19 protein-coding genes and 1 pseudogene are annotated in these 19,183 nt (G+C 63.4%); 6 read left to right on the forward strand and 14 right to left on the reverse strand.

The window, feature by feature from the left end:
- Nucleotides 1–66 precede the first annotated feature (66 nt).
- The 3 genes and pseudogenes from HYH08_RS37830 to HYH08_RS24290 all read right to left on the reverse strand — a co-directional run.
- Nucleotides 67–432, reverse strand: a pseudogene (locus tag HYH08_RS37830) (TRAP transporter small permease); the annotation flags it as partial.
- A 333-nt stretch (nucleotides 433–765) separates the two neighbouring features.
- Complete coding sequence (locus tag HYH08_RS24285; protein ID WP_220012353.1) at nucleotides 766–1,779, reverse strand: DctP family TRAP transporter solute-binding subunit; 1,014 nt, start codon at nucleotides 1,777–1,779, stop codon at nucleotides 766–768.
- Between the two features lie 199 nt (nucleotides 1,780–1,978).
- Nucleotides 1,979–2,749: a methyltransferase domain-containing protein gene (locus HYH08_RS24290; protein ID WP_220012354.1), complete on the reverse strand. Its 771-nt coding sequence runs from the start codon at nucleotides 2,747–2,749 to the stop codon at nucleotides 1,979–1,981.
- Between the two features lie 145 nt (nucleotides 2,750–2,894).
- On the opposite strand from HYH08_RS24290, the gene HYH08_RS24295 reads away from it, so the two are divergent.
- Nucleotides 2,895–3,638, forward strand: a complete 744-nt coding sequence (locus tag HYH08_RS24295; RefSeq protein ID WP_220012431.1) for an SDR family NAD(P)-dependent oxidoreductase — start codon at nucleotides 2,895–2,897, stop codon at nucleotides 3,636–3,638.
- Nucleotides 3,639–3,704: 66 nt separating this feature from the next.
- On the opposite strand, the gene HYH08_RS24300 is transcribed toward HYH08_RS24295, so the two are convergent.
- From HYH08_RS24300 to HYH08_RS24315, 4 genes are all read right to left on the reverse strand, one after another.
- Nucleotides 3,705–4,454 carry a hypothetical protein gene (locus tag HYH08_RS24300; protein WP_228748034.1) on the reverse strand — a complete coding sequence of 250 codons (750 nt, stop codon included), beginning with the start codon at nucleotides 4,452–4,454 and terminating at the stop codon, nucleotides 3,705–3,707.
- A gap of 394 nt (nucleotides 4,455–4,848) precedes the next feature.
- On the reverse strand, nucleotides 4,849–5,043 hold the full coding sequence (locus HYH08_RS24305) for a hypothetical protein (RefSeq protein WP_220012355.1): 195 nt from the start codon (nucleotides 5,041–5,043) through the stop codon (nucleotides 4,849–4,851).
- 115 nt (nucleotides 5,044–5,158) lie between these two features.
- On the reverse strand, nucleotides 5,159–5,392 hold the full coding sequence (locus tag HYH08_RS24310) for a hypothetical protein (RefSeq protein ID WP_220012356.1): 234 nt from the start codon (nucleotides 5,390–5,392) through the stop codon (nucleotides 5,159–5,161).
- 18 nt (nucleotides 5,393–5,410) lie between these two features.
- Nucleotides 5,411–5,581: a hypothetical protein gene (locus HYH08_RS24315; protein ID WP_220012357.1), complete on the reverse strand. Its 171-nt coding sequence runs from the start codon at nucleotides 5,579–5,581 to the stop codon at nucleotides 5,411–5,413.
- Between the two features lie 255 nt (nucleotides 5,582–5,836).
- Between HYH08_RS24315 and HYH08_RS24320 the strand changes: the two genes are divergently transcribed.
- The gene (locus tag HYH08_RS24320; RefSeq protein WP_220012358.1) at nucleotides 5,837–6,268 is read left to right on the forward strand and encodes a hypothetical protein; all 432 of its coding nucleotides are present in this window, start codon (nucleotides 5,837–5,839) and stop codon (nucleotides 6,266–6,268) included.
- Between the two features lie 81 nt (nucleotides 6,269–6,349).
- Here the strand turns inward: HYH08_RS24320 and cax are convergent, their stop codons facing one another.
- On the reverse strand, nucleotides 6,350–7,450 hold the full coding sequence (cax, locus tag HYH08_RS24325; protein ID WP_220012359.1) for a calcium/proton exchanger: 1,101 nt from the start codon (nucleotides 7,448–7,450) through the stop codon (nucleotides 6,350–6,352).
- 307 nt (nucleotides 7,451–7,757) lie between these two features.
- On the opposite strand from cax, the gene HYH08_RS24330 reads away from it, so the two are divergent.
- From HYH08_RS24330 to HYH08_RS24340, 3 genes are all read left to right on the forward strand, one after another.
- Nucleotides 7,758–8,852, forward strand: a complete 1,095-nt coding sequence (locus HYH08_RS24330; protein ID WP_220012360.1) for an amidohydrolase family protein — start codon at nucleotides 7,758–7,760, stop codon at nucleotides 8,850–8,852.
- A gap of 278 nt (nucleotides 8,853–9,130) precedes the next feature.
- A complete protein-coding gene (locus tag HYH08_RS24335) occupies nucleotides 9,131–10,132 on the forward strand; it encodes an ornithine cyclodeaminase family protein (RefSeq protein WP_220012361.1) in 1,002 nt (333 codons plus the stop codon).
- Nucleotides 10,133–10,334: 202 nt separating this feature from the next.
- A complete protein-coding gene (locus tag HYH08_RS24340) occupies nucleotides 10,335–10,967 on the forward strand; it encodes a phosphate/phosphite/phosphonate ABC transporter substrate-binding protein (RefSeq protein ID WP_220012362.1) in 633 nt (210 codons plus the stop codon).
- Nucleotides 10,968–10,979: 12 nt separating this feature from the next.
- Here HYH08_RS24340 and HYH08_RS24345 read toward each other — a convergent pair whose 3' ends face one another.
- From HYH08_RS24345 to HYH08_RS24360, 4 genes are all read right to left on the reverse strand, one after another.
- The gene (locus tag HYH08_RS24345) at nucleotides 10,980–12,020 is read right to left on the reverse strand and encodes an ABC transporter substrate-binding protein (protein WP_220012363.1); all 1,041 of its coding nucleotides are present in this window, start codon (nucleotides 12,018–12,020) and stop codon (nucleotides 10,980–10,982) included.
- A gap of 15 nt (nucleotides 12,021–12,035) precedes the next feature.
- Complete coding sequence (locus HYH08_RS24350; protein WP_220012364.1) at nucleotides 12,036–12,872, reverse strand: ABC transporter permease; 837 nt, start codon at nucleotides 12,870–12,872, stop codon at nucleotides 12,036–12,038.
- A 14-nt stretch (nucleotides 12,873–12,886) separates the two neighbouring features.
- Nucleotides 12,887–13,678 (reverse strand): ABC transporter ATP-binding protein, encoded by a 792-nt coding sequence (locus HYH08_RS24355; protein ID WP_228748042.1) that lies wholly within the window; start codon nucleotides 13,676–13,678, stop codon nucleotides 12,887–12,889.
- A 234-nt stretch (nucleotides 13,679–13,912) separates the two neighbouring features.
- Nucleotides 13,913–14,974 carry an isocitrate/isopropylmalate dehydrogenase family protein gene (locus HYH08_RS24360; RefSeq protein ID WP_220012366.1) on the reverse strand — a complete coding sequence of 354 codons (1,062 nt, stop codon included), beginning with the start codon at nucleotides 14,972–14,974 and terminating at the stop codon, nucleotides 13,913–13,915.
- Nucleotides 14,975–15,146: 172 nt separating this feature from the next.
- Here HYH08_RS24360 and HYH08_RS24365 point away from each other — a divergent pair, with 172 nt between their 5' ends.
- A complete protein-coding gene (locus HYH08_RS24365; protein ID WP_220012367.1) occupies nucleotides 15,147–16,544 on the forward strand; it encodes an MFS transporter in 1,398 nt (465 codons plus the stop codon).
- Here the strand turns inward: HYH08_RS24365 and HYH08_RS24370 are convergent.
- Together HYH08_RS24370 and HYH08_RS24375 are read right to left on the reverse strand one after the other, a co-directional pair.
- Nucleotides 16,541–18,163, reverse strand: a complete 1,623-nt coding sequence (locus tag HYH08_RS24370; protein WP_220012433.1) for a B12-binding domain-containing radical SAM protein — start codon at nucleotides 18,161–18,163, stop codon at nucleotides 16,541–16,543. The two genes, HYH08_RS24365 and HYH08_RS24370, sit on opposite strands and share 4 nt — an antisense overlap.
- Before the next feature lie 167 nt (nucleotides 18,164–18,330).
- Nucleotides 18,331–19,170, reverse strand: coding sequence for an aKG-HExxH-type peptide beta-hydroxylase (locus tag HYH08_RS24375; protein WP_220012368.1), 840 nt, complete (start codon nucleotides 19,168–19,170; stop codon nucleotides 18,331–18,333).
- Nucleotides 19,171–19,183 lie beyond the last annotated feature (13 nt).

The raw sequence follows: 19,183 nt of genomic DNA on the forward strand, positions 1-19,183 counted from the left end.
ATGGGTTTCGTCGTGATGCGGCAGCTCGCCGGTCCAGTAATAGAACCAGGACACCTGGAGGAAGCGGAAACACATCAGGCCGGAGCCGAGCGGGATCGCGAGATAGACGAACCACATCGGCGCTTCGAGATCGTTCGACTGCTGCCCGGTCTTGAACATCTCGGAGACGAAGGAGGCGCCGAAGGCGGCGATCATGCCGGTGAACAGCGCACCGCAGAGCAGCGCGAACAGGATCACGTGCTTGCGCGAGTGCTCCGGCAGGCGGTTGACCAGGAGGTCGACGCCGACATGGATGCCGGTGCGCACGCCATAGGCCGCGCCGAATTTCGCCATCCAGATGAACATGTAGATGCAGAGCTCCTGCGCCCAGGACAGGTCGAGCTCCGACAGGAAGGTGAACACCGCCATCGACAGGCTCGCAAGCCAGCCCATGCCGTGCGCGGCCGCCCATCTGGAAAGGGCAATCGACTCGCCTGCACCATAGCGGTGCACCACCGCGATGAAGATCAAGCCGGTTGCAGCCGCAATGAGCGTCGCGATCAACCATTCCTCGAGATGGTTGAGCGCCGAATTGAGCACGCGAAGCAAGTCCAAGCCCCCCAAAGCATGATCCGGAAAAGTGCGAAGCGGTTTTCCGAAGAGATCATGCGTCAACAATAAACTAAAGCGCGATGACGATTTATCCAAATCTCATCGCGCTTTATGCGAAACGGTCGGGAGTGCCTGCACCCCCGACCGTTGGTATTATTCTTGCGAGAACCCGCGTCAGTTCATCTTGACGTCGAGTTCCCTGGCGACGAGATCGAGCACCTCCTGCCCGACCCGGCCCTTGGCCCAGGTGTAGGTCGGCCGCATCGCCTCCTGCCACGCCTTGCGCTCGGCATCGCTGAGATAATGCAGCGTGGTCTTGCCGGCCTTCTTGATCTCGGCCAGCGCGTCGTCGTTTTCCTGGTGCGCGATCTGGTTGGTGTAGTCGGTCGCCTCAACCATCGCCTTCTCGAGCTGGGCGCGGATGTCGGGCGGCAGGCCGGACCAGAATTTCGAGTTGACGATCACGGCATATTGCAGATGCGCGTGATAGGACACGGTGATGTCCTTCTGCACCTCGTAGAACTTCTGCGTCAGATAGTTGGACGCGGTGTTCTCGCAGCCGTCGACGACGCCGGTCTGCAGCGCCTGGTAGACTTCGGAGAACGCCATGATCTGCGGAATCGAACCGAGCAGGCGGAAATACTGGTCCGCGACCTTCGAGCCGGAGATGCGGAATTTCAGGCCCTTGAAATCTTCCGGTTTCATCAGCGGACGATTCGACGACAGCATGTGGAAGCCGTTGTCCCAATAAGCAAGGCCGGTGATGCCTTTCGCTTCGAGCTTCTGGAACAGCCATTTACCGACCGTACCCTTCATCGCCGCGGAATAGGTCGCATCGTCCTTGAACAGCCAGGGCAGGTCGAGCGCCTCGAATTCCTTGATGCCGAGCGGCGCGAATTTCGCGGTCGAAGGCGCCAGCATCTGCACCGAGCCGAGCTGCAGCGCCTCGATCTCCTCCTTGTCCTTGTAGAGCGAGGAGTTCGGATAGACCTCGATCTTGACCTTGCCGTCGGTGTACTTTTCGGCGAGTTCCTTGAACTTCAGCGCGCCCTTGCCCTTCGGGGTGTCGTTGGCGACGACGTGGCTGAACTTGATGACGATGGGGCTTTGAGCCGAGGCGACGTCGGGGCCAATCGCAGGAGCGAGGGCGAACGCGGCCGCAGCGACCGCGAAGAGCAGTTTGCGCATGAAGGACCTCCCCAATAACCCTGAAAGACGGGTCTTTTTTGTTTTACGAGGTCAGTAGTGGCAGCAATCCGCCAGCCGAACAACTAGACCTAAGCCCAATTTGCCGCAGCCAAGCTATCTTGACGGCCGCAGAATGCGCAACCCGGCACCTGGTCCCCTCCCCGGGTGCGAGCGCTGATGTCGCATTGCGGCGGCGCGATCAGCCCTTGCGCTGGGCCACCATGAACAGGCGCCGGAACGGGAACAGCGTCTGCCCCGCTGCGTTCTTCGGGTACGCCTTCACAACGCGCTCCCCATAGGCCGCCTCGAACGCGGCCTTCTCGTTCCCTTCGAGGATGTCGAGATAGCGCGTCAGCCAGGTGCCCTTGGTCCACTCCTTGACGGGGTTCTCGCCTTCGAGCACTTGAAGATATTCCGTCTCCCAGATGTCGACGTTCTGGGACAGAGGTGCAAGCAGATCGTGATAGAAGGCGGGCCCCTCGACCGGCGGCGGGGTGACGAGATGCTCGACTTTGGACCGCCAGGGACCGTTCAGCGCGGTTTCGCCGATCAGCACATGCGACGGCGCCAGGAAGTTGCGCGGCATCTGCACCGCGAGCACGCCGCCCGGCTTCACCTTCTCCATTACCGACGGAAACAATGCCGCATGATTGGGCAGCCAGTGCAGTGCGGCATTGGAATAGACGACGTCATATTGCTTCGCGGGACGCCACTGGCCGAGGTCCTCGTGTGACCATTCCACCTCCGGCGCAGCTTTCCGACCCGCGGCGACCATCTCGGCCGAGCCTTCGACGCCGGTCACGGCCGCATCCGGCCAGCGCCCCTTGATCAGCTTTGTCACGTTGCCGGCCCCTGCCCCGAGATCGGCGATCGCGCGCGGGGCGAAATCCGGAATGCGCATCAACAGGTCGACGGCGGGCCGGAGCCGATGGCCGGAGAATTTCAGATATTGCTGCGGGTCCCAGACCATCGAGAGGCGCCTTTTCTTTTTCGTGTTTCCTTCAACGCGGCTCTTGGTTACCACTGCTCGTCCCGCCCAGGCAATTCGCAAAGCCCGCGGGACGGGCAGGAAGCGAACCGCAACAAGCAAAAACCAAACAAGAAAGCGTGTGACCATGGACCTTGGGCTCAAATCCAAAACCGCTGTCGTCACCGGCGCGAGCATCGGCATCGGCCGCGCCATCGCCAAGGGCCTCGCCGCCGAAGGCGTGCGAATCGTCGGCGTGGCGCGCCGCACCGACCTGCTCGCCGAGCTGGTGAACGAGGTCGGCGGCGGACTGATCACACCATTCGAGCAGGACGTCATGGCCAAGGACGCGGCCGAGAGGATCGCAGCCTTCGCCGTGAAGGAGTTCGGCCATGTCGACATCCTCATCAACAATGCCGGCGGCAGCCGCCCCCTCCCCGTCGATGCCCCCGACAGCAAATGGGATGAAGCGATCGCGCTGAATTTCACGAGCTACCGCCGCATCACGCATGCGCTGCTGCCGCAGATGATCGTGCGCAAATGGGGCCGCATCGTCAACATCACGGGCAAGTCAGAGCCCGAAGGGTTGAACGCCGCCTTCGCGGCGAAAGCTGCCGTGCATGCCTGGGCCAAGGGCCTGTCGCGCGAGATCGGCAAGCACGGCATCACCATCAACTGCATCCCGCCCGGCCGCATCATGAGCGAGCAGATCCGCCGCAACTACCCGCCGGAGTACCGCGAGCGCTTCGCGGAAGAAGAGATCCCGGTCGGCTATTGGGGCGAGCCGGAGGACCTCGCCGCACTCGCGGTATTCCTGACCTCGCCGGTGGCGCGGTACATCACGGGCACGGTGATCCCGGTGGATGGGGGGTTAAGACGGTATCAGTTCTGAGGCCGGATGAGCCCTTGTTGAATCGATGCGAGCGGAGGGATTTAAGGAATTACCCTGAACTGCCGTTCACCGCGGCAGAAGGACTGCCGCCTCCTCGACGCGTCCGGCGCCGGCTGCAGGTCGGTGAGCGCGCGCGAAGATGAAACGGGATGTCGCGGGTATTTCCGCTCCGGCGCTGCCGTCTTGCCCGATCAGGATCAATCCCGCGCCGCCATTTGCCACGTTCAGAATGATTGGCTCGCCGCTCCATGTCTTGATCGGCTCCATTCCGACGATGAGAAATTCGCCAATCGGCTGGTCAAGATACTGCAGACGCAATTGCGGGCCAACCTCGGCCGCGGCCAGCTCAAAGCCCAGCTGGCCAGCGCGCGCGTAAACGTCGGCCAAAGTCGCGGCATCGGATGTGACCCCAAGCTCAGCTGGCGATACGGTGACGAGTTCTACAGCTGTCTTTTGGGAGGCAACTGCGAAGGTCGGCCGTGCAATGATTTCAGCGGCCCGCCCGCCGACATTGCAGCCCATGCGATCCAGCGCATTGCGCAGCTTGATCGGGTCAGCGAACGTGCCGATCATAATCGTCTTCCACGTTGCAACATCGCGGGCCGACTTGATCGACTGTTGCGACGCCTGTGCAGGGCCGAGCTTGAGCCCAAGCTGCCTTTGCAAGACATCGCGGGCAGCGCATTGAGCCCGCGCGCCGTTCGCGAATGGAATGACGTAGGCTGCACATAGCATGAGGGCCAGGACGTAGCGGCTAGCTTGCCCTGCACGAGAATGATTGCCCTTGGAATCGGCTCGGCGCGTCGGAATAGACATGACAAATGGCTTTTTCGGTAACGTTCGACAGAAAAAGCCCGCCTCCGAGTCCCTGGGAAGAACGGAGGGAATGCATAAAAACGTCGCCCGGCCGACTTAAAAATGCATCCGGAGGCGGGGGCCTAATGTCAAAGTATTTCCATTTCAAAATGACGGGCGACAGTCCGTAAGCCTGTGATCGCCCATCCCATCAGACACTTGGAGGAATGATGTAATTGCAGAGTAGCACAAAGACTCTTTCGGTTCAACGCCGAACAGCTCGCAGCAATAGTACAGCGCAGCGAATCTCATTGACAGCATCTAGCGCGATGCGTCTCGCAAGCCTCCGACCTGCGAAGCCACTCCTCACTTCGCTCGCTTCCAGACGAACTCCAGTGTCACGCCTGCGGCCATCTCAGCCGGCCGTGGTCTTCGCGGCGCGGCAATGCTTTTCGCACAGCGCCTCCAGCCTGACCCGGTCCGGCGCACTTCGAAGATTGTCATTTTGATGGAGCAGTTGCTCCAACTCGAGGGTTTCGTCTGGCGAAAGTCCGGCAAGGATGATCATGCCTTTGGCGTTGGTCGTGAACTCGAAATAACGAGTGCTCATCTGGAAATTCCGAAAAATAACATAGGATCAAACATCGGCATCCCAGCGATAGGACGACAATCCGCCAGGAGCCTACAAGGAGACCGGCGCAAGATTTGCGCCATGCAACCCGCCATCATGCGGCTGGCGCTTTATCCAGGTCGTCCGGCGTCGCAGGATAGGCCGGCCAATCGATCGGGATGCAGAAAAGACCGCGGCGATCGATTTCCCGAAGCAGGCGGTCCGCACGCTGCTCTGCCGGGAAGCCAACGAGACGCGTACCCGCCAGCGCATCGGCTTGCACCTCGTTGCGGATGAACTCGTAGGCCCGCAAGATGAAATGGTCGGAGAGGCCCTCAAAATTGTCCATGGCGATCCGAGGCTCTTGTCACGACAATATCCATTCGAGGAAACACCAGCTGATCCAGGCGATTGCAACGATCCAGGCGATCATCGCCGTGCCTGCCGCGGCAAAGAACGCAAGCGCGACCAGATAGTCGCCGGTCTGCCGGCGATGAACGCTGACGGACGCTTCCTGCGTGGCGGCTTTATTAAGCATTTGGGTCCCTGATGGTTCACAGGGATAACGGGCTCAATGCGGCTCGACAAACGGAGGACGCTATTAACCTCACCAATCAACCTTAAGCCCGTGGGCGAAGGCGCGCTGCTTCACGCTGCAGCGGACAAGCCATTCAGATTCCCCCGCACGTGACGGATGCTTGATCCAGATCAAGCCTGCCACGGCAACACCATCCGGAATGGGCAAGATGGCCGCGCAGAATGCGCCGCCCGCAAGCCAGGGAGTTGATCGATCATGACCTCCGCGAATCCTCTGCGTATCGCCGTTCTCGTTGGAGCCGCCGCTCTGCCGCTCGGCACGGGCGCCCAGGCGGGCCCACTCCCGACGCACCTTTCGACGATGAAAGCGATGGTCGACCCGGCCACGACCGAAGTACGATGGGTCGGCGGCTGGCGTGGCGGCTACGGCTATCGCGGCGTGGGCTGGGGCGGCTACCGCGGCGGCTGGGGCTATCGCGGAAGCTGGGGTTATCGCGGCTATGGTTATCGCGGCCTCGGCTACGGTGTGGCTGCCGGCGCGGTGGTCGGCGGCGCGATTGCGCGGAGCGCCTATTACGGCGGCTATGGCAGCGGATACTACGGCGGTTATCCCGGCTACCCGGCTGCATCCTACTATGGCTATGGCGGCGATTATTGCCCGCCATCCGGCAGCTACTGGGCTTATTAGCTGAAACAAACCCGCCTCTTCGGAGGATGGCTCGCCACGAGCCACCGATCTCGGAAGCGCCACCTCATGGGCGGGCGCAGCTCATCCCTCGCCCGCCGGGGGCACGACATACAGTGTCAGCGCAAACACCGCGTAGATGAAGATCATCAGCGCGCCGACGAACCATGCCGAGCGTCCGCTCGTGGTGATGAAGGTCGCCGTGACCGTTGCAATCATCACCATGGTGACGGCACCCGGCCAGAACTGCAGGTTCATGGGCGTGGGGCCGACGACGTAGCTGAGCAGCACCAGCGCGGGAGCGACGAACAGCGCGATCTGGGAGGCGCTACCGAGCGCAATGCTGACGGCCATGTCGAGGCGATCCTTGCGCGAAGCTGCAAAAGCCACCGCGAATTCCGCGGCAGCTCCGACCAGCGAAACGATGATGAAGCCGACGAACGCCGGACTCATGCCGAACGTTTCCGCCGCCTTCTGCACCGATTCCACGAAGATCTCGCTCACCAGCGCGACCAGCACGGTGACGACCAGCAGCGTGCCGACGGCCGTTCCGATCGGCCAATGCGCTTCCTCGTTCTCGCCGTGATCGGCGCTTGCGAACAATTCCTTATGGGTCCCGAGCGAGAACCACAGGCCGAGCGCATAAGCCATGATCAGCAGCACCGAAATGCCGACGCTGAGCTTGTTCAGGATGCCTCCATCCTGGGGCAGGTGTTCGAGATCGGCGACCGCCGAAGGCGCTAGCAAGGCGACGGTCGCCATCAGCAGCAGGCCGGATGAGAGCCGCGCGCTGGCGCGGTTGTACTCCTGCACATGGTAGCGCAGGCCGCCGAGCAGCAGGCAGGCGCCAAGCATGAACAGCGCGTTGGTGACGATCGCGCCCGCAATCGAGGCCTTCACAAGCATATACTGGCCGGCGCGCAGCGCCGTGACGGCGATGATCAGCTCCGTCAGATTGCCGAGCGTCGCATTGAGCAGCCCTCCTACGGCATCGCCGGTTTTTGCGGCAACCGCCTCGGTGGCATGGCTGAGCAGCGCCGCCAGCGGCACGATCGCAAGCACGGCCAGCACGAACAGCAGCGTATGGGAATGCGGTGCTATCGTGTCCGCCACCAGCACGATCGGCGCGAAGACCAGCATCCAGAGCAGAGGGGTATCCCGGATTTCCTTGACCAATGTTTGCATGCCGGCCGCCCCCCTCCATCGATGCTGCGATGGAAAGATCCAGCCGCCACACGGGGAAAGTATTGATCTGTCTCAATGCCCCCAGGTGACGGGGCGAGCGCTTTCTCCATTCCAGGGGCCTCTCGCGGCTCGCAAAGCCCGAGCCGCGTTCACATAAAATTGCTGGCAATCGCCTGACAAGTGTCGCCGCCTTGCGACGATGATCGGCACAGTCCAATCTCTGACAATCGCGGCCCATGTTGCAGCCGTAACGTGCGCCGCAGATGAACGCTCTGTCCCTTCCACTTCGTCGCCGGAGGCGCGCACCATGACCATTTGGGATCGAACATCGCGAGGGCATCACGCCTGCCCCACCTGCCATGGCCCGTTCGCGTCGCGCCGCGGCTTTCTCGCAGGTGTCGGTGCGCTCGGTCTCGCCTCGGCCCTCCCAGCCGTTGTGGTGCAGGGACAGACCAGACCAACGCTGATCGACACCCACCTGCATTTCTATCCGCCCGAATACCAGAAGCTCTGGCTCGGCTACGAAGACGCCCGCAAGCAGCCGCACTTTCCCGGCCAGGTGGCCTGGACTCGCGAAAAACTCGTCGAGGACATGGACCGCAACGGCATCCGCACCGGCATGCTGTCGATCGCCTCCACGCCGGGCGTGTGGTTCGATCTGGGACCGGCGGAAGCGGGCCGGCTCGCCCGCAGCTGCAACGACTATGCGGCCGAGATGATGCGCGATCACCCGGGCCGGTTCGGCCTGTTCGCGACCTTGTCGATGCTGGACATCGACGCCACGCTCAAGGAGATCGACTATGCCTTCGACACGCTGAAGGCGGACGGCATCGGCCTGCAAAGCAGCTACGGCGACAAATGGCTCGGCAATGCCGCCTACAAGCCGGTGCTCGAAGAGCTGAACCGCCGCAAGGCGGTCGTCTACGTCCATCCGCTGGTCGCGAGTTGCTGTAGCGCGCTCAGCGTCGGCACGTTCCCGGCAGTGATCGAGGTCCCGCATGACACCACGCGCACGGTGACGAGCCTTCTGCTCAGCGGCTCGTTTGCCCGCTACCGCGACATCAAATGGCTGTTCTCGCACGCCGGCGGCACCATTCCGATGATGGCCGGGCGCATCAATTCCTTCTATGGAGCACGGCCCGAGCTCAAGGAGTTTGCGCCGGAAGGGATCGAGGGCGAGCTGCGCCGGCTGCACTACGACACTGCGAATGCGACGTTCGCGCCGTCCATGGCCGCGCTGCTCAAGCTGGTCCCGGCGTCGCAGATCACCTACGGCACCGACTATCCATACTTCGGCTTTGGCCAGTTCGCAGAGCTGCAGAAGCTCGGCCTGTCGACAGGGGATCTCGATGCGATCGGCCACGAGAACGCCATACGTCTCGTGCCCCGCCTGCAGGCTTAAGTCCTGCACGACCGCGACCAGGGTTTAACATCAGGGGTTTCTCGGGTGCCGAGGCCCCGCCGTAGACCGGCCACGAGCTAATAGCTCGGAGCCCTGGCGATCGCCGACACGCCGACATTGGCAGAGCCGCAGCGGCCAGGCTGCCGGAGAACCCGGCGGCCACGCGATGTGCCATCGCTCTCCAGCATGGATCACTTCCCGCCGTGTGCATTGACAGCCTCTGCCCGCGCTTTAATGCATATACATATTCCGGAGCCGTCCTATCGGGAGCCGCCGCCATGCCGCCGATCTATATCGCCTATCTGAACCGCCTCGATATCGAGGAGCTCAAGATCACCGACGAGGAGATCCTGGCTGCGATCGAGACGAGCCTGGCGGCGCAGGGGCGCGGCAACACGGTCATCGAGCCGCGCGTCCATCTTGAGCCTGGTGTCGCCAACGGCCATTTCAACGTGCTTCGCGGCGCGATCAAAGCGCCGATCGACAGGGCCGGCGTGAAAATCGTCGGCGACTTCGTCGACAATTACAAGCAAGGGCTCCATTCGGAACTGGGACTGCTGGCCCTGTTCGATCCGTCCAACGGTGCGCCAAAAGCGATCATGGACGCCAGCGGCATCACCGACATGCGGACAGGCGCCGTCACCGCCATTGGCGCCAAATATCTCGCCCGAAAGAACTCGAAAGTCCTCGGCCATATCGGAGCACGCGGCACCGCCTATTGGAACGTCCGGTTGCTGGATCATCTGTTCGATTTCGATGAGATCCGGGTGCATTCTCGGCGAGAGGAAAGCCGGAACGGCTTTGCCAAGCGGCTCTCGCGCGATCTCGGCAAGAAGGTCGTTGCCACCGCGGATTGGCAGTCCTGCCTCGACGGCGCCGACATCGTCGTCGAAGCCTCTCGTCTCGATAAGCCGACGCCGATGCTCAAGACCGAATGGATCAAGAAGGGCGCCTTCGTCGTCCCCTACGGCACGATGAGCGCGATTGAACTCTCGTTGACCGATATCATGAGCAAACTGGTCGTCGACGATTGGGGACAATGCAAGGGCGGCAAGTTCGGCAGCCTCCGCGCTCACGTCGAGGCCGGCAAGCTGTCCGAAAAGACGCTGCACGCCGAGCTTGGACAGATCGTCGCCGGGCTCAAGCCCGGCCGCGAGAGCGAGGCGGAGACCAATCTTCTTTGGCACCGCGGGCTTTCGCTCAGCGACATCGCATTGGGACATGCCATGCTGGAAAAGGCCGAGCGCCTCGGCATCGGCCAGCGACTGCGGTTTGCGTGACACTCAGCGCACCGCCGTCAGCGCTGCGCTACGTCGCCAACGCGCGAATGTATTCGGCCGCGCCTGCGGCGGCGGCGGCGTGGACCGAGCTGTTCGACTGGCTGGCGCGCGAGAGTGGCGTTGCACTGGACGTCATCGATCATGCATTTCCGCTCCCGCTGTCCGATCTGTGGGCGCGCCGGGATCTTGGTGCAGCCTTCATGTGCGGATTTCCGTTCATGCTCTCGGCCGACCGACCCCGTCCTGTCGCGGCGCCGGTCCATCCGGCGCGCTCTACCGGGGCCGACCGGTCTACGCGACGCGGCTGGTCGTGCGCGCGGACTCCCGCTTTCAATCCCTTGAAGATACGTTCGGCGGCCGGCTTGGCTTCACCGTCCCGGACTCGCATTCGGGCTACAACGCCTTGCGCCACCATCTCGTGCCGTACTTTCGAAAGCACGGAGCGATGCTGTATCGCGAAAGCGTCGGTCCCCTGACGACACCGCGCCGCGTCGTCGCGGCGCTTCTCGACGGCGAGGTCGACGTCGGTCCGCTCGACAGCTATGCGCTGGATCTGATGCTGCGCCACGACCCGCTGCTCGGTTCGCGGATCCGCATCGTCGCAACCACCGATCTGGCACCGATACCGTTTCTCGTGGCGGCGGCTGCATGTCTCGACGAGGTCGTCGCTAAATTGCAGGCCGCGCTCTGGACCTTTGCGACAGCGCCGGCCTGCGCCTCCTTGCGCGATCGGCTCTGCCTCGACGCCTTCGCGGCCGTCGAACTTGCGGACTACGAGCTCACATTGCGCTGGGATGCCGAAGCTCGCGCCGCCGGCTACGCGAAGCCTGGTTGACCGGCGCCTCGATCATTTGGCTTTTGCCGCATCGACGAAACTGTTGGTCCACAGATCATCCTTGGTCGCTGCGGCGTCGAATTCCTTGCCGAAATTGTTGCCGACCTCCTTGTTGAAGGTCAGCGCGTTCTTCATTCCCTCGACATCGATCCGGCCCCGCTCGGCCACGCCGCTGCTCATGCTCTTCACTGCCGAAGCGATCGCCTGCGGATCGGCCTTGGCGAAGAACTGCTTCTGGATCGCTTCGGCCACCTCAGCGGGCTTGTCGAGGACGGCTGCGCTTGCGGCCTGCATCGCGTTGACCGTCTTCTGAATCAGCTCGGAACTCGCGGGGCTGATCGGCTTCTTGGCGACCAGCACAAGATAGGGCTGCTTGGCGAGAAGCGGAAATTCATCGCCCATCGAGACGAGAACGACGCCTGTGCCCGCCCTCTCCGCGAGAAATCCCTCGGGCGGAGAGAGAACGAAGGCATCGATTCGTTTGGCTTCGAGCGCCGCCTGGATGGCAATGGGGCTGCCGACCTGCGCCACCTTGATGTCGTTTTTCGGATCAAGGCCCCCTTGCGCGGCGAGCCAGCGCGCTGCAGCCTCTTGGGCACCGGCCAGCGCGGTGGCGCCGAACGTCGCGCCTTTGAGGGCAGCCAGTCGCTTCGGCATGGGATCGGTCGGCTTCACACCGGCACGTTCGAGAAAGTCCTTCGACACGACCAGCTGAAGCGTCACTTTGGACATCAACGAATAGACGATCTCGAATGGCTGGCCTTTGGCCACGGCACGCAGCATCGAATCCGGCCCGACCGCGGCAAGATCGATATCACCTGCGTCGAGCGCCGCGAGGGCGGAGGCATCGCCACCGGGCAACGCCGCGACCGTGGCGGTGAGGCCTTGGGGCTTGAACGTGTCGAGCGCGCGCCCTGACCAGATCGGCAGGAAGCTCAGCGTCGGGGCTCCCAATCCAATGCGAACCGCCTGCTGGGCTGCGGCAAGATCGGGCAGCAACGAGACCGCCGCGGCAATTGCTGCCGCCCTCACCAGTTTCATCGTGACACGCATGGATGCACTCCCAGTTCAAGCGTCGATCGGGCCTGAACCCGACAATGTTCGCCAGCGCAGAAGGCGACGTTCGATCGCTCCGGCGATGAGGTTTGCGACGGTGACGAAGCCGAGCAGGATGACGATCCCTGCGAAAACGCCGGCAGGATCGTAGGTCGACGACGCCTCATGGATGAACAGGCCGAGGCCCTGCACTGACGATGTAAACTCGCCGACGATGACGCCGATGACGCTGTAGGGGATCGCCAGCCGCATGCCGAGCATCACGAACGGTGCGGCGGCGGGCAGGAAAACATGATAGGTCAGCTGGCGCTGGTTGGCACCCATGATCAGCGTGAGATTGACGAGCTCACGATCGACGCTGCGGACGCCCGCGAAAACGTTATAGAAGACCAGGAAAAACACCATGATCGAAGCGAGCGCGACCTTCGATCCAATGCCGATGCCGAACCAGATGATGAACAGAGGAGCCAGCGCAATCTTGGGAATCCCATAGAAAGCCATCACATATGGTTCGAATATCCGCGCCAGCCGAGACGAGCGACCGAGCGAATAACCGGCAAGCACGCCACCGGCAACGCCGATGACGTAACCAAGCACGAGCTCCTGTCCGGTGATCCACAGATGCGGATAGATCTCACCCGAAGAGAACAATTCATACAGGCGCGCAACCACTGCGGTCGGCTTGCTGACATAGATCTCCTTGATCAGTCGCCCCGATGCCCATTGCCAGAAAATCAGCAGCGCGACGCCCGGCAGAAGCTTCACAAGCCATTGCAGGGCCTTTTCGCCGATCGCCCCCAGTCCGCCACCTGCAGATGCGAGCGAGGATCGGGGGGCAACCTCCCTCATGGCCTGCGGCTCGTTCAATGGATCTGTCCTGCCTGGAGCTGGGAGCGGAATTCGGTCCAGACCGCGTCGTAGGCGGCGGCAAAGCCCGGGTTCTTGAACGGCTCGAACATGTTCCTCGGTCGGGACAGGTCGATCGGGATATTGGCGAGCAGCCGTGACGGCCGTTGGCTCAGGACAACGACGTTGTCGGCCAGCAGCACGGCTTCCGTAATGTCATGCGTGACGAAGATGACGGTGGCACCGGCTTCCATGGACAATGTCTGGAGGTCGCTTTGCATCACCATGCGCGTTTGGGCATCGAGCGCGCCGAACGGCTCGTCCATCAGGATCACGTCGGGACGGTAGACGAGCGTGCGTGCGATCGATCCGCGCTTCTGCATACCGCCTGAGAGCTGGCTGGGAAAATGTTGCTCGAAACCCGTCAGCCCCACCGAACGAAGCACATCGTCAACCCGTTTCTGTCGCTCCTGCGCAGGGACGCCGCGCAGCACCAGCGGTAACTCGACATTTTCGCCGAGAGTCTTCCATGGCAGCAGCTGCGCCTGCTGCGGCACGAAACCGACTTCCGTATTGATCGAGGTGACCTTGCGACCACGGTGATGGACCGCGCCTCGCGTTGGAAGAAGCAGGCCGGCGGCCATCTGGAGCAGCGTACTTTTCCCGCAGCCGCTCGGTCCGATGACGGCGATGAATTTGCCGCGGGCGGCCTCGAAGCTGATCCCGTCCAGCACGCGAATCTGGCTTCGCTGCCCTGGCGACGGAAAATCCTGTCCTATTCCGTCGAACAAAAGCACGCGATCGTCCATGCCGATCAACCCTCAAGCCAACATGTCTATACATATTCCAGGCCATCGAAATGAGCAAGCCGCGCCCGGTGGTGAGAGTTTGAGCTTCGTTGCCCGAATGAAATGCACGTGCCCTCGGCGGAACCCGCCATCCGTCATCGATCGAAAATCCTCTGATAGATCAAGGGACGTTCTACTGTGCATGGGGTTGTTTTCGAAATCTCCCGCGAGCCTCAGGAAAAATAACGCGCCCCCTCACTCCGCCTGCAGGATCTCCGCGACCGCCGCCCCCGCCGCGATCGTGCCGAGCCCGCCGCCGACATCGCGCGTGGCCCTGCCCTCACGAAGCGCCTTCGTGACCGCCGCCTCGATCGCACGCGCGGCCTCCTCGTAGCGGACCGCGCCGGTCTTCTCGCCGTGCCAGGCAAGCAGCAGCGCGGTGGACAGGATCAGCGAGACCGGATTGGCGAGGTCCTGCCCGGCGATGTCGGGCGCCGAGCCGTGCGCCGCCTGCGCCATGGCGTAGCGGTCGCCGACATTGAGCGAGCCGCCCAGGCCGAGGCTGCCCGACAGCTCCGCGGTGAGATCGGAGAGGATGTCACCGAACATGTTGGTGGCGACGATGACGTCGAATCGATCGGGACTACGCACCACATGCGCCATCATGGCATCGACGAGGATGTCGTCGACCTCGAGCCCAGGATAGTCCTTCGCCGCCGCGCGGCAGATGTCGAGGAACATGCCGTCGCCGATCTTCAGCACATTGGCCTTGTGCACGATGGTGAGATGCCTGCGCCGTTTCATCGCCAGGCGACAGGCGGCGTGCGCAATGCGCTCGCAGCACAGCCGCGTAATCCTTCGCAGCGAGATCACGACGTCTAATGTGACCAGCATCTCGCCATTGCCCTGCTCCATGTTGCGGTCGGCGTAGAATCCTTCGGTGTTCTCGCGCACCACGACGAGGTCGAAATCACGGATGCGGCCGGGCCGCCCGGCATAGGTGCGCGCCGGCCTGACATTGGCGTAGAGGTCGAGGTTCTTGCGAAAGTGCCTGGACGGATTGATCTCGCCATGCGCCTCGTCCTTGAAGTCGAAGGTCGCGGTCGGCCCCAGGATCAAGCCGTCGGCGGCGCGGACAATGTCGAGCAGCTCGGGGCGCACGGTCGTGCCGAATTGCTTGAGGCTTGCATGCCCGATCGCGTGCTCCTCCAGGCGCAGATTGAGCTGGAAGCGCTCCGAGGCCGCGCGCAGCACGCCCGATGTCGCGGTCGTGATCTCCGGTCCGATGCCGTCACCGGGCAGAATGACGATGTGCATGGCGCTTCCCCTGACATTGCAGCTGCGCGGCGATCATACGCCGGCGCGCGGCCGCTTCGCCCAGCCTTCGCGCATACAATGCATGCGTGCCTGCACCTGTGGAAACGGCCCCGAGCGTAGTACATGCCGAAAGTCCCCTTTCGCCGCGCCGCCGGAGCAACGCGCCAACGCAATGACAATCACGTTACCTGCCGCCGCGCGCGAGCCCGACCACACCCTATCCGATGGCCTGCCGGCCGCGCAGCGGCGCTGGGCGATCGCGGCCATCTTTACCGCGCTGGCGATGGCCTCGCTCGACACCGCAATTGCCAACATCGCGCTGCCGGCGATCGCCGCCGACCTGCGCGTTTCGCCGGAGCAGTCGGTGTGGGTCGTCAACGTCTACCAGATCGCGCTGGTGGCTACGCTGCTGCCGCTTGGGGCGCTCGGCGAAATCGTCGGGCACCAGCGCATCTATCTCGGCGGCCTGATCCTGTTCACCATCGCCTCGCTGTTCTGTGCGGTGGCGTGGTCGCTGGACAGCCTCCTGGTCGCTCGTGCGCTGCAAGGCTTGGGCGCCAGCGGCATCATGAGCGTCAACACCGCACTGGTGCGTTTCGTCTATCCCGGCCGGATGCTCGGCCGCGGTTTTGGCCACAACGCACTCGTTGTCGCGACCGCCTTCACCGTCGGGCCGTCGGTCGCCTCAGCGATCCTCGCGCTCGGCCCGTGGCCGTGGCTGTTCGCCGTCAACATCCCGTTCGGCCTGATCGCGACCGGCATCGGCTTTGCGATGCTGCCGAAGACGCCGCGCGCCGATCACGGCTTTGACTTTCTCGGCGCGCTGCTGGCCTCGGCCTGTCTCGGCCTGTTCATCACCGGCATCGGCAGCGCCGCACACAATTTGTCGCCGGTCATCGTCGGCATCGAGCTGGTCACGGCGCTCGCGCTCGGCTTCATCCTGACCCGCCGCCATGCCGACCATCCCGCGCCGATGCTGCCGATCGATCTGTTCGCCCGGCCGATGTTCGCGCTGTCGGCCGCGACGGCAGTGTGCTCCTTCGTCGTGCAGGGTCTCGCCTTCGTTTCGCTGCCGTTTTATTTCGAGGACGTGCTGGGACGTTCGCAGGTCGAGACCGGCTTCTTCATGACGCCGTGGCCGCTGGTGGTCGGCATCATGGCGCCGATCGCGGGGCGCCTCTCCGACCGCCACGCGGTCGGCCTGCTCGGCGGCATCGGCCTCGTGCTGCTCGGCCTCGGCATGGCGCTGCTCGCGATGCTGCCGCCCAACCCCGCGATCCCCGACATCATCTGGCGGATGGTGATCTGCGGCATGGGGTTCGGCTTCTTCCAGGCACCGAACATGAAGGCGGTGATGTCGAGCGCCCCGCCGCACCGCAGCGGCAGCGCGTCGGGCATCGTCGCGACGGCGCGATTGACGGGCCAGACGACGGGCGCCGCGCTGGCCGCGGCCTGCTTTGCTGTTGCCGGCCACGAAGGCGCAACCGTCGCGCTGGCGCTCGGCGCGGGCTTTGCCGCGCTCGGCAGCGTGATGAGCTTTCTACGGTTGGCGGTGAAACCAGGCTTTTAGGCCAGGTGCCGGGCTGGGTTCGTATCGATGGTCGCGGCGGTCGGGACACTAGTCCCTTCATCCAGCGCGGCGAGACGCGCATCGATGGCATCGATCACCTTGCGCGAGAACGGCCCGAGGTGTGCATAGGCCGCGATCATCTGTACCGCGATCCGCGCCGATGAGGTATCGCGCTTGGCGCAGTTCATGAAGGTCTGCCATAGCGGCCCGCGCGCCTCGGGGATGGCGGTGATCACGCGATGCACCGTCTCCATCGCTCCGACCCGCGAACGGATATCGCCCTCCGCAAGCTCATGGCGCTGCCTGGAACGGTCGAGCAGCGTCATCAGCTTGTCGACGCGGCCTGCATAGGCTGCCGGGCTGTAGATGCGCTCCAGCACGGTCCTGTAATCCATCAAGATATCGCGGAGCGGCCGCACCGGATCGAAGTTGATGCCGCTGGTGCACTGGTCGCCGCCCGTGGTCGATGCCAGATCGTGGTCGGCGTGCAGACGACCCTCTTTCGCAAGGCGCCGCGTCAACTGCGTGTTCGGCAAGGCATAGAGCAGGCCGACCATCGCGACGGGAATCGCGGCCTCCTCGATGAAGTCAACCATGGCATCCGCCATCGAGACCTTTTCGTTGTCAAAGCCGACGATGAAGCCCGCGGTGACGAGCATGCCGGCGGCATAGATCCTGTGAATGCTCTCGGCGATGTTGCGCCGCGTGTTCTGCTTCTTCCGCATCGCGACCAGCGTCGCGGGATCCGGGCTCTCGATGCCGACGAAGATACCGAAGAAGTTTGCGGCGCCCATCAGCTCGAGCAGTTCGGGATCATCGGCGAGATTGACCGAAGCCTCAGTGGACAGCTCGAAGGGGTAGCCATGCGCGCGCTGCCATTCGGCGAGCTGCGGCAGGAACTGCCGCAGCGACTTCTTGTTGCCGATGAAATTGTCGTCGACGAAATCGAGATGGCCGCGATAGCCCATCTTGTAGAGCGTCTCGAGCTCGACGAACATCTGCTCGGCCGTCTTGGTCCGGGGCACGCGGCCGTAGAGCTCGATGATGTCGCAGAACTCGCAGGTGAACGGACAGCCGCGCGAATACTGCACACCGAGATAAAGGTAGTCCTCGAACTTCAGCAGGTCGAAGCGCGGCACCGGCGTTTTAGTGACGTCGGCCTGGAACTTCGGCGCGGTAAAAACGCCGGAGCGCTCGCCGCTCTCCCAGGCCGCGATGAATTCATCGATGACGCCTTCGGCCTCGCCGAGCACCTGGAAGTCTGCCCGCTCATAGATGTGCGGGCTCGACGTCGGATCGGGACCACCGACAACCACGGGCTTGCCCGCGGCACGGCACAGGTCGATCAGGCGCAGCGTGTCGGCCTGCTGCGGCAGCATGCCGCCGGTGAAGACGACGTCGGCCCAGGCGAGGTCGTTTTCGTCAAAGGGCTGCGTGTTGCAATCGATCAGCCGGACCGTCCAGCTTTTCGGCAACATGGCGGCGACGGTGATCAGGCCCAATGGCGCGGCCGGCCGTTTCACCCCCATCAGCTTGCAGGACTCGCCAAAGCTCCAGAACGACTCCGCGGTGAACAACGGATAGAGCATCAGCACATTGCAAGGGCTTGGCACGTTGATGGAACTCCCTTTGACTCGGGTGCAGTGTAGCAAAGCGCCGCCGTCTTGCACCCCGTCAAAAGGGACAAACTGTCGCCGCGCCGCAGTGATAACCGGCCCTGGAACCGCCGTTCATGAACGGCCGTCGTCCCAAGCCATGGATTGGCGCGGGGAACCCGGGTCCTCGATCATGCGTGCTCGGCGGCAAGAATTTTCCGGCTGGTCGCCAGGACATCACTGCACCACGCGAAGAAAGCGCCGAGGAACTCGCGACCCGCCGCATCGGTGCGGGCGTGCTGCCTGAGCGTTTCGAACCCCTTCTCCATCCGCGAGGCGTTGCGTGCCAGCAGCGCCCGGATGTCGCTGCGGACTTGCGGATCCTCCTCCCGCTCGAGCATGTGCACGTCGAGCTGAGTCACGTGGATGAACGAATATTGCGCGTGCAATACCGCCGTCATCGGACGCGGACGGTCGACCACGATCGGGCTGGCATAGAGCTCGTCTTGCGGATTGCTGATGATGCGGATCGCGTTCTCGTTGGCAACGCCGAACGCGCGAAGCTTGTGATGGGCCATCTCATGAACGATGGCCTGCGCGGTCGCGAGCGGGCAATTGACTGTGAGCCCGATGACGCCGAACCGCGCATCGACCGAATGGCTGGCCGAGCCGAGGCGGCCGGGCCCTTCGGTCGGCTGCTCGGTGTCGCGATAGCATTGGATGGTGTGGACGATGTCCGGCCATTGTTTTGCAGCGACCGGCCAGCGGCGCACGTAATGCAGCGCCTGCTCCATCGCCGCGGCGGCGTGTGCATCGGGCACGAAACGCGGCGCGGGAAGCAGCGGATTCTCGGTGCGCAGGGCCACCCTGCCCTCCGCAACGCTCGGCGCGCCGTTCACCGCCGGGCGCTGCGGCGGCAGCGGACGCCATGGCGTCGGCTCGGTCTCGATCAGGCCAAGGGCGACGGCGGTGTCGTAGCCGTCGGCCTGCGGTTGCGCCGTTCGCTCCCAGTCAATCGACATCGCATTCATGGCGTCTTCTCCG

It is taken from the genome of Bradyrhizobium sp. BR 10289 (assembly GCF_019455385.1).
Lineage (GTDB): Bacteria > Pseudomonadota > Alphaproteobacteria > Rhizobiales > Xanthobacteraceae > Bradyrhizobium.

Bases quoted from the DNA above. Each gene is read 5' to 3' on its own strand.
- HYH08_RS24355 (WP_228748042.1), bottom strand. From the start codon at position 13,678: ATGGACGATCGCGTGCTTTTGTTCGACGGAATAGGACAGGATTTTCCG.
- HYH08_RS24315 (WP_220012357.1), bottom strand. From the start codon at position 5,581: ATGCTTAATAAAGCCGCCACGCAGGAAGCGTCCGTCAGCGTTCATCGC.
- HYH08_RS24360 (WP_220012366.1), bottom strand. From the start codon at position 14,974: ATGCACATCGTCATTCTGCCCGGTGACGGCATCGGACCGGAGATCACG.
- HYH08_RS24365 (WP_220012367.1), top strand. From the start codon at position 15,147: ATGACAATCACGTTACCTGCCGCCGCGCGCGAGCCCGACCACACCCTA.
- HYH08_RS24330 (WP_220012360.1), top strand. From the start codon at position 7,758: ATGACCATTTGGGATCGAACATCGCGAGGGCATCACGCCTGCCCCACC.
- HYH08_RS24305 (WP_220012355.1), bottom strand. From the start codon at position 5,043: ATGAGCACTCGTTATTTCGAGTTCACGACCAACGCCAAAGGCATGATC.
- HYH08_RS24320 (WP_220012358.1), top strand. From the start codon at position 5,837: ATGACCTCCGCGAATCCTCTGCGTATCGCCGTTCTCGTTGGAGCCGCC.
- HYH08_RS24310 (WP_220012356.1), bottom strand. From the start codon at position 5,392: ATGGACAATTTTGAGGGCCTCTCCGACCATTTCATCTTGCGGGCCTAC.
- HYH08_RS24295 (WP_220012431.1), top strand. From the start codon at position 2,895: ATGGACCTTGGGCTCAAATCCAAAACCGCTGTCGTCACCGGCGCGAGC.
- HYH08_RS24300 (WP_228748034.1), bottom strand. From the start codon at position 4,454: ATGTCTATTCCGACGCGCCGAGCCGATTCCAAGGGCAATCATTCTCGT.
- HYH08_RS24290 (WP_220012354.1), bottom strand. From the start codon at position 2,749: ATGGTCTGGGACCCGCAGCAATATCTGAAATTCTCCGGCCATCGGCTC.
- cax (WP_220012359.1), bottom strand. From the start codon at position 7,450: ATGCAAACATTGGTCAAGGAAATCCGGGATACCCCTCTGCTCTGGATG.
- HYH08_RS24285 (WP_220012353.1), bottom strand. From the start codon at position 1,779: ATGCGCAAACTGCTCTTCGCGGTCGCTGCGGCCGCGTTCGCCCTCGCT.
- HYH08_RS24350 (WP_220012364.1), bottom strand. From the start codon at position 12,872: ATGAGGGAGGTTGCCCCCCGATCCTCGCTCGCATCTGCAGGTGGCGGA.
- HYH08_RS24335 (WP_220012361.1), top strand. From the start codon at position 9,131: ATGCCGCCGATCTATATCGCCTATCTGAACCGCCTCGATATCGAGGAG.
- HYH08_RS24375 (WP_220012368.1), bottom strand. From the start codon at position 19,170: ATGAATGCGATGTCGATTGACTGGGAGCGAACGGCGCAACCGCAGGCC.
- HYH08_RS24345 (WP_220012363.1), bottom strand. From the start codon at position 12,020: ATGCGTGTCACGATGAAACTGGTGAGGGCGGCAGCAATTGCCGCGGCG.